Annotated in this window: 6 protein-coding genes; 1 reads left to right on the forward strand and 5 read right to left on the reverse strand. The window is 69.4% G+C overall.

What is annotated here, in order from left to right:
* Positions 1-908: 908 nt before the first annotated feature.
* On the forward strand, positions 909-4,052 hold the full coding sequence (gene ileS, locus ACTWQJ_RS40860; RefSeq protein WP_443311489.1) for an isoleucine--tRNA ligase: 3,144 nt from the start codon (positions 909-911) through the stop codon (positions 4,050-4,052).
* Between the two features lie 275 nt (positions 4,053-4,327).
* Here the strand turns inward: ileS and ACTWQJ_RS40865 are convergent, their stop codons facing one another.
* The 5 genes from ACTWQJ_RS40865 to pgeF form a co-directional block, all read right to left on the reverse strand.
* The gene (locus ACTWQJ_RS40865) at positions 4,328-5,494 is read right to left on the reverse strand and encodes a DivIVA domain-containing protein (protein ID WP_443311490.1); all 1,167 of its coding nucleotides are present in this window, start codon (positions 5,492-5,494) and stop codon (positions 4,328-4,330) included.
* 55 nt (positions 5,495-5,549) lie between these two features.
* Complete coding sequence (locus ACTWQJ_RS40870; protein WP_443311491.1) at positions 5,550-5,837, reverse strand: YggT family protein; 288 nt, start codon at positions 5,835-5,837, stop codon at positions 5,550-5,552.
* A gap of 58 nt (positions 5,838-5,895) precedes the next feature.
* Positions 5,896-6,537, reverse strand: coding sequence for a cell division protein SepF (locus tag ACTWQJ_RS40875; RefSeq protein WP_129797403.1), 642 nt, complete (start codon positions 6,535-6,537; stop codon positions 5,896-5,898).
* A gap of 128 nt (positions 6,538-6,665) precedes the next feature.
* Entirely contained in the window at positions 6,666-7,385 is a 720-nt protein-coding gene (locus ACTWQJ_RS40880; RefSeq protein ID WP_443311492.1) for a YggS family pyridoxal phosphate-dependent enzyme, read from the reverse strand.
* A 6-nt stretch (positions 7,386-7,391) separates the two neighbouring features.
* Positions 7,392-8,123: a peptidoglycan editing factor PgeF gene (gene pgeF, locus ACTWQJ_RS40885; protein ID WP_443311493.1), complete on the reverse strand. Its 732-nt coding sequence runs from the start codon at positions 8,121-8,123 to the stop codon at positions 7,392-7,394.
* Positions 8,124-8,224: the final 101 nt, after the last annotated feature.

Here is an 8,224-nt window from a genome sequence, read left to right on the forward strand (position 1 = left end):
CCGTCCTGCCCTTCGCCGCCCCCCTTTCCTCCACACCGCCCGTCTACACGACCGTCTTCCCACCGGCCACCGCCCCCGGCCCGGCTCTGCCCCCCGCAGCACCCGTCGCCCCCGACCCCGCGCTCCCCCTGCCTACAGCCCCCCGCACCGTCTTCACTGCCTTGGCCACCGTCCGCCTCACGGCCGCCGCCCTCTGCGTGCTCTTCTTCCCGTCCACGTCCTTGGCCGCACCGCCGGAGGCACCCGTGGCGCGCGCGGTCCTCTCGGACCCCGACTGCTGTACGGCCGTCTTTTTCGCCACCATGGCCGCGGCCCCTTCACATTCTGTGATTTTGCACGCGAATCGTGCTGGGACGATAAATCGACTTGAGTCCCGCGGCAACGGGGCATGCCACCCGATTCGCCCGTCCCGCGACCGCCACGCGGCCGGCATGCATGCGTTGTGCCCAGCTCCTCGCCGGGTAATCCGCCGAGTCGGGACATCCCAGGATCGAAAGCCGTGTACCTCACCATTCGGGTCATCTCACGCACGCCCCCGCCCCACCCTCCGGCGCCGGAAATCCGGTCGGCCGCTGTCCCCCCGGAGCCGTACACTGGGCGGAGCGAGAAGCGTGGATGGGGACGAGTAGCGGCGTACGCAGCCCAGAGCGACCCGGGGACGGTGGAAGCCCGGGGGCGAGCGCGACGTGAAGATCACCCCGGAGCCGCCGGAAGAAAGCCGCAGGAAACCCACTGCGGCGAGTAGAACCGGCATCGCGACCCCAATGAGGGGGCTCACCGAGGCACACCATGCGTCGGCGGGCCAAGGAGGGTGGTACCGCGGGAGCGCGCCGAAAGCGGCGTAAGGAAAGACATGGCTCTCGTCCCTCCGGACGGAAGGCAGCAAGTCCGCCGGAGGAAGCTCGCAGATGACAACGCCGACGTACCGCCAGGTGCCCGCTCAGGTCGACCTGCCCGCCCTTGAGCACGCCGTGCTCGACTTCTGGCGCGAGCAGAAGATCTTTGCCAAGAGCCTGGAGCAGTCCGAGGGCCGCCCCGAGTGGGTGTTCTACGAAGGCCCGCCCACCGCCAACGGCATGCCGGGCGCCCACCACATCGAGGCGCGCGTCTTCAAGGACGTCTTCCCCCGCTTCCGCACCATGCGCGGCTACCACGTGGCCCGCAAGGCCGGCTGGGACTGCCACGGCCTCCCGGTGGAGCTGGCGGTCGAGAAGGAGCTCGGCTTCAGCGGCAAGCAGGACATCGAGGCGTACGGCATCGCCGAGTTCAACGCCAAGTGCCGCGAGTCGGTGACCCGCCACACCGACGCCTTCGAAGCGCTCACGACCCGCATGGGTTACTGGACCGACCTCAACGACCCGTACCGCACGATGGACCCCGAGTACATCGAGTCGGTCTGGTGGTCGCTCAAGGAGATCTTCAACAAGGGCCTGCTCGTCCAGGACCACCGCGTCGCCCCCTGGTGCCCCCGCTGCGGCACGGGCCTGTCCGACCACGAGCTGGCGCAGGGTTACGAGACGGTCGTCGACCCGTCCGTCTACGTCCGCTTCCCGCTCACCTCCGGCCCGCTGGCCGACGAGGCCGCGCTCCTGGTGTGGACGACGACCCCCTGGACCCTGGTCTCCAACACGGCCGTCGCCGCCCACCCCGAGGTCACCTACGTCGTCGCGACGAACGGCGAGGAGAAGCTCGTCGTCGCCGAACCGCTCGTCGCCAAGGCGCTCGGCGAGGGCTGGGAGGCCACCGGCCAGACCTTCACCGGCGCCGAGATGGAGCGCTGGTCGTACCAGCGCCCGTTCGAGCTGGTCGAGTTCCCGGCGGATGTGGACACCCACTTCGTGGTCAACGCCGACTACGTCACCACCGAGGACGGCACCGGCCTGGTCCACCAGTCCCCCGCCTTCGGTGAGGACGACCTCCGGGTCTGCCGCTCCTACGGCCTGCCCGTCGTGAACCCCGTCCGCCCGGACGGCACCTTCGAGGAGGACGTCCCCCTGGTCGGCGGCGTCTTCTTCAAGAAGGCCGACGAAAAGCTCACCGAGGACCTCGGCAACCGCGGCCTGCTCTTCAAGCACCTGCCGTACGAGCACAGCTACCCGCACTGCTGGCGCTGTCACACCGCGCTCCTCTACTACGCACAGCCGTCCTGGTACATCCGCACCACGGCGATCAAGGACCGCCTCCTGGCGGAGAACGAGCGGACCAACTGGTACCCGGACACGGTCAAGCACGGCCGCTACGGCGACTGGCTGAACAACAACATCGACTGGGCCCTGTCCCGCAACCGCTACTGGGGCACCCCGCTGCCGATCTGGCGCTGCGAGGACGACCACCTCACGGTCGTCGGCTCCCGCGCCGAGCTCACCGAGCTCACCGGCACCGACCAGTCCGGCCTCGACCCGCACCGCCCGTTCATCGACGAGGTCACCTTCGCCTGCCCGCAGTGCGCCCAGACGGCCACGCGCGTGCCGGAGGTCATCGACGCCTGGTACGACTCGGGTTCGATGCCGTTCGCGCAGTGGGGCTACCCGTACAAGAACAAGGACCTCTTCGAGTCCCGCTACCCGGCGCAGTTCATCAGCGAGGCCATCGACCAGACCCGCGGCTGGTTCTACACGCTGATGGCGGTCGGCACACTGGTCTTCGACAAGTCCAGTTACGAGAACGTCGTCTGCCTCGGCCACATCCTCGCCGAGGACGGCCGGAAGATGTCCAAGCACCTGGGCAACATCCTCCAGCCGATCCCGCTGATGGACCAGCACGGCGCGGACGCGGTCCGCTGGTTCATGGCGGCCGGCGGCTCCCCGTGGGCGGCCCGCCGGGTCGGCCACGGCACCATCCAGGAGGTCGTCCGCAAGACGCTCCTGACGTACTGGAACACGGTCGCCTTCCAGGCCCTGTACGCCCGTACGTCCGACTGGGCCCCGTCCGAGGCCGACCCGGCCCCGGCCGACCGCCCGCTCCTGGACCGCTGGCTGCTGTCCGAACTGCACGCGCTGACCGACCAGGTGACCCAGTCCCTGGAGGCGTACGACACCCAGCGCGCCGGCAAGCTGCTGTCGGCGTTCGTCGACGATCTGTCGAACTGGTACGTACGCCGCTCCCGGCGCCGCTTCTGGCAGGGCGACAAGGCGGCGCTGCGCACCCTGCACGAGGTCGTCGAGACGGTCACCAAGCTGATGGCACCGCTGACCCCGTTCATCACCGAGCGGGTCTGGCAGGACCTGGTCGTGCCGGTCAGCCCCGGGGCGCCGGAGTCGGTGCACCTGTCCTCCTGGCCGGAGGCGGACCTCACCGCCATCGACCCGGAGCTGTCGAAGCAGATGGTGCTGGTGCGCCGTCTGGTGGAGCTGGGCCGTGCCACGCGCGCGGAGTCGGGCGTCAAGACCCGCCAGCCTCTGAAGCGCGCGCTGATCGCGGCGACCGGCTTCGAGTCCCTGGACCGCGAACTGCACACGCAGATCACGGAGGAGCTGAACGTCGAGTCGCTCGCGTCGCTGAGCGAGGTCGGCGGCAGCCTGGTCGACACGACCGCGAAGGCCAACTTCCGCGCCCTGGGCAAGCGGTTCGGCAAGCGTGTCCAGGACGTGGCGAAGGCCATCGCGAACGCGGACGCGGCCGCACTGTCCCTCGCCCTGCGCGAGGGCACGGCCTCGGTGGAGGTCGACGGCGAGACGATCACCCTGGCTCCCGACGAGGTGATCATCACGGAGACCCCGCGCGAGGGTTGGTCGGTGGCGTCCGACTCGGGCGCGACGGTCGCCCTCGACCTGGAGATCACGGAGGAACTCCGCCGCGCGGGCCTGGCCCGTGACGCGATCCGCCTGATCCAGGAGGCCCGCAAGAACAGCGGCCTCGACGTCGCCGACCGGATCACCCTGCGCTGGACGGCCACGGACCCGGCGGTCGTCGCGGCCCTGACCGAGCACGCGGAGCTGATCGCCGACGAGGTCCTCGCCCCGGACTTCGCCCAGGGCGAGGCGGACGACAGCTACGGCGACCCATTCACGGACGAGCCCCTGACCCTGACGTTCCGCCTGCGCAAGGCGTAGCCACACGCAAGCCCGCAGCCTGCGGGCAGCCGCCGCCAGCGCCGGGCTGCGCACCCGCCCCCGCCCAGCCCCAACCCCGCGCACATCGAAGGCCCGGGCCGCCAAGAAATCTTGGTCGGCCCGGGCCTTCGGCGTTGCGTACGTAGGACACCACACCCACGCCCGAACAAACACCGCAAACCCTATGAACGCGCGTAGCAAAAGGGCGGGATCCCGGATCAAAATCCGGGGCCCCGCCCTGAACGCTGCCGACGCCTACGCCGTACTACGAACCGTCAGTTGTCGTCCTCGTCGATGAGGAACCCACGCATCGGCGACGGAGCCTGACCCATGGGCGACGGCCCCTGCGGCCGGACCGGAGCCATCGGCTGGGTCATCGCCGGGGACATCTGCTGCTGACCGCCACCGTAGGAGGGCGCAGACGGAGCGGGCGCGCCGCCCATCGTCTGGTTGCCGCCGTACGACGGGGCGCTCGCACCGGCCGGGGCCATGGAAGGCGCCGGGGACGGCGGGAGCGACGCGGTCGCCGGGGTCCGCGGCGGGGCGAGCGAGTCGTCCGCCTGGGTCTCCAGCTGACGCAGCTGCGACTCCAGGTAGGACTTCAGCCGCGTGCGGTACTCGCGCTCGAAGCCGCGCAGGTCCTCGACCTTGCGCTCCAGCGTCGCGCGGGCGGACTCCAGGGAGCCCATCGCGACACGGTGCTTCTCCTGCGCGTCCCGCTCCAGCGCGTCGGCCTTGGCGCGCGCGTCGCGCTCCAGGCCCTCGGCACGCGAACGCGCCTCACCGACGATCTTGTTGGCCTCGGAGCGGGCCTCGGCGATCGCCTGGTCGGCGGTCTGCTGGGCCAGCGAGAGGACACGGGCGGCGCTGTCGCCGCCGGGGCCGCCCTGACCGGGCATGCCGGGGCCGCCCATCGGACCGCCCATGGGGCCCGGGCCCATCTGGCCCTGCATCGGCCCCTGGCCCATCGGACCCTGACCCATCGGGCCGGGACCCTGCGGACCCTGACCGCCGGGACCGGCGGGCAGCTGCGGTGCACCGCTCGGCAGCTGGGGCGGGCCGCCCATGGGGCCACCCATCTGCTGCTGCGGCGGGCCCGATATGCCGGCGGGTACCGGAGCACCCGGACCTCGCATGCCCTGCTGGGGCATACCGCCCTGCTGGGGCATACCGCCCTGCTGGGGCATGCCACCCTGCTGGGGCATACCACCCTGCTGCTGGTCCTGCGGCTCCGGGGGCTTGCGCATGTTCTGCTGGTTCTGGGCAGCAGCACGCGTGGCCGCGGCCAGCTTGGCGCGCAGGTCCTCGTTCTCGCGGAGCAGGCGGGTCAGTTCGGCTTCGACCTCGTCGAGGAAGGCATCGACCTCGTCCTCGTCATAGCCTTCTCGGAGGCGGACGGTCGTGAACTGCTTGTTCCGCACGTCCTCGGGGGTCAACGGCATCTCTTCACCTCAACGTTGTCGTCGGCAGTCGGCAAGACCGTATCTGTCACATCGCTCACACCGCGCTCCGCACGAGCGTGATCAGGATGTAGACGATGATCATCAGTACGAAGAAGGACAGGTCGAGCGCCACGCCCCCGAGACGCAGCGGCGGAATGACCCGCCGCAGAAGCTTGAGCGGTGGATCAGTGACAGTGTAGGTGGCCTCCAGAACGACCACCATCGCCTTGCCGGGTTGCCACGAGCGGGCGAACTGGAAGACGTAGTCCATGACCAACCGGAAGATGAGCACGATGAGGAAGACCATCAGCGCGACGTAGAGAACCTGCAGGACCACGCTCATGACTGGTGCTTCCCTCTCCCCTGTTCCCTGTTTCGTGCGTTCATTCCGGTGGTGCGTCTCAGCTCTGGTTGAAGAACCCGCCCTCTGCGATGCGGGCCTTGTCCTCCGCCGTGACATCGACGTTAGCAGGCGACAACAGGAACACCTTCTGCGTCACCCGCTCGATGCTGCCGTGAAGACCAAACACCAAACCCGCCGCAAAGTCGACAAGTCGCTTGGCGTCTGTGTCATCCATCTCAGTCAAGTTCATGATCACCGGGGTGCCTTCACGGAAGTGTTCCCCGATGGTACGGGCCTCGTTGTAGGTCCGCGGGTGAAGCGTGGTGATCCGGTAAGGCTCTCGTTCCGACACGACCTTGGGCATGATCACCGGTGCGTTCTTCTCCAGGCTTGCGCGTTCTTGTGTGATGGATGCCACGGGCGCGATGCGCGCCGGACGTCCCGATTCCGCGGGTAGCGAAGCGGAATGTGCGACCGGCTCGCGAGGCGCCGGAGGCTGCACCACCCGTACCGATTCTTCCCTTTGGGACTGATGTGCACCATGAGGCTGGTGCGACGGCTCGTGCCGCCGGTGGTCCCGCTCGGGCTCCGGGTCCAGTTCGGGTTCGAAGTCGTCGTCGGGGTCGAAACCCCGGCCGTCGTACCCATCGTCCTCCACGAGGCCGAGGTAGACCGCCATCTTGCGCATCGCGCCGGCCATGCTCTGAGTCCTCCGCTCTGTGGTGGATCGGCTGACGACTGCCAAGTGCCCGCGATCCACGAGGTCGTTACGCCCGCCCTTCGACGGCAATGACCATATTTTCTGCTGTGGTCCGACTCTTGGCGACGTTACCGGAGCCTGGGGCGGACTCCGAGTACCGCAGTGCCGACGCGCACATGTGTCGCTCCGGCAGCCACGGCCTGTTCGAGGTCCGCACTCATGCCTGCCGAGACCATGGTGGCAGCCGGATGGGCCCTGCGCAGGTCGGTCGACAAATCCATCATCCGCTCGAATGCCGCCAGTTCGCGTCCGGCGTACTCTCCGGTGAGCGGTGCGACGGTCATCAGCCCGTCGAGCCTCAGCCCGTCAGCGGCCGCCACGCGGTCCGCCAACTCCCGGATTCCGCCGGGGGTTACGCCGCCCCGCTCCCCTCTCGCGCTCTCGCCCGCGTCGAGCGCGACCTGGATCAGACAGCCCACCTCACGCCCGGCGCGCACGGCCTCCTTGGACAGGGCTGTGACGAGCTTGGAACGATCGACGGACTGCACAAGGTCCGCGTAACCGACCACGGAACGAACCTTGTTGGTCTGCAACTGACCCACAAAGTGCCAAGTAAGGGGCAGATCCGCACATTCGGCAGCCTTGGGTGCCGCGTCCTGATCACGGTTCTCGGCGACATGACGCACACCGAGTTCCGACAGGACCCGCACATCGCTCGCGGGATAGGTCTTGGTGACCACGATCAGGGTCACCTCCTCGCGCGCTCGCCCGGCGGCCGCACAGGCCGCGGCGATACGCTCCTCCACTTTCGCCAGATTTGCGGCGAGTTCGTCCTTACGATCCGTCATGCCCCATCAGTCCAGCCAGACATAGCCCGCGAGCCGACCCGTGGTGCGGTCGCGGCGGTACGAGAAGTGGTCGCCCGACTCCAGCGTGCACACCGGCGACTGCGCCCGGTCGCCCACCCCGAAGCGTTCGAGCTGGGCGTGCACACCGGCGGTCACGTCGACCGCGGGCGTACCCCAGCTCGTCTCGGCGTATGCCGCCGGCTCCACGGCGGCCACCTCGGCGCGCATCGGCTCGGGCACCTCGTAGCACCGGCCGCAGACAGCGGGTCCGGTGCGGGCGACGATGCGGTGCGGCTCGGCACCCAGTTCCATCATCGCGCGTAGCGCGGCGGGGACGACTCCGGCGACCATGCCGGGCCGGCCCGCGTGGGCCGCAGCGGCGATCCCGGCGACGGGGTCGGCGAGCAGTACGGGCACGCAGTCGGCGGTCAGGACCGCGAGGGCGAGGCCGCGGCGCACGGTGACGATCACGTCGACCGGCGGAATCCCGGCCGGGGAGTCCCAAGGCCCGTCGACCACGGCCACGTCGTTGCCGTGCACCTGGTTCATCCAGACGACCTCGCCGGGATCCAGTCCCAGCGACTTGGCCGCGAGCTCGCGGTTGGTGCGGACGGCCTGGGGGTCGTCGCCGACGGCCCCGCCGAGGTTGAGCTCTTCGTACGGAACGGCGCTCACCCCGCCCCACCTGTCGGTGAAGGCGAAGTGCGCGCCGTTCACGGTGTCGCGCTGTCCTATCACTTCAGGAAGTCCGGTACGTCCAGTTCCTCTGCCGCACTGTCCGCGTAGTTCCGCGACGTCGGGACCGGCGGGGGAGCCTGGAGGTCGCTCACCGGCTCCGG

It is taken from the genome of Streptomyces sp. KR55 (assembly GCF_052245645.1).
Lineage (GTDB): Bacteria > Actinomycetota > Actinomycetes > Streptomycetales > Streptomycetaceae > Streptomyces > Streptomyces flavusporus.

Bases quoted from the DNA above. Each gene is read 5' to 3' on its own strand.
- ileS (WP_443311489.1), top strand. From the start codon at position 909: ATGACAACGCCGACGTACCGCCAGGTGCCCGCTCAGGTCGACCTGCCC.
- ACTWQJ_RS40870 (WP_443311491.1), bottom strand. From the start codon at position 5,837: ATGAGCGTGGTCCTGCAGGTTCTCTACGTCGCGCTGATGGTCTTCCTC.
- ACTWQJ_RS40865 (WP_443311490.1), bottom strand. From the start codon at position 5,494: ATGCCGTTGACCCCCGAGGACGTGCGGAACAAGCAGTTCACGACCGTC.
- ACTWQJ_RS40875 (WP_129797403.1), bottom strand. From the start codon at position 6,537: ATGGCCGGCGCGATGCGCAAGATGGCGGTCTACCTCGGCCTCGTGGAG.
- ACTWQJ_RS40880 (WP_443311492.1), bottom strand. From the start codon at position 7,385: ATGACGGATCGTAAGGACGAACTCGCCGCAAATCTGGCGAAAGTGGAG.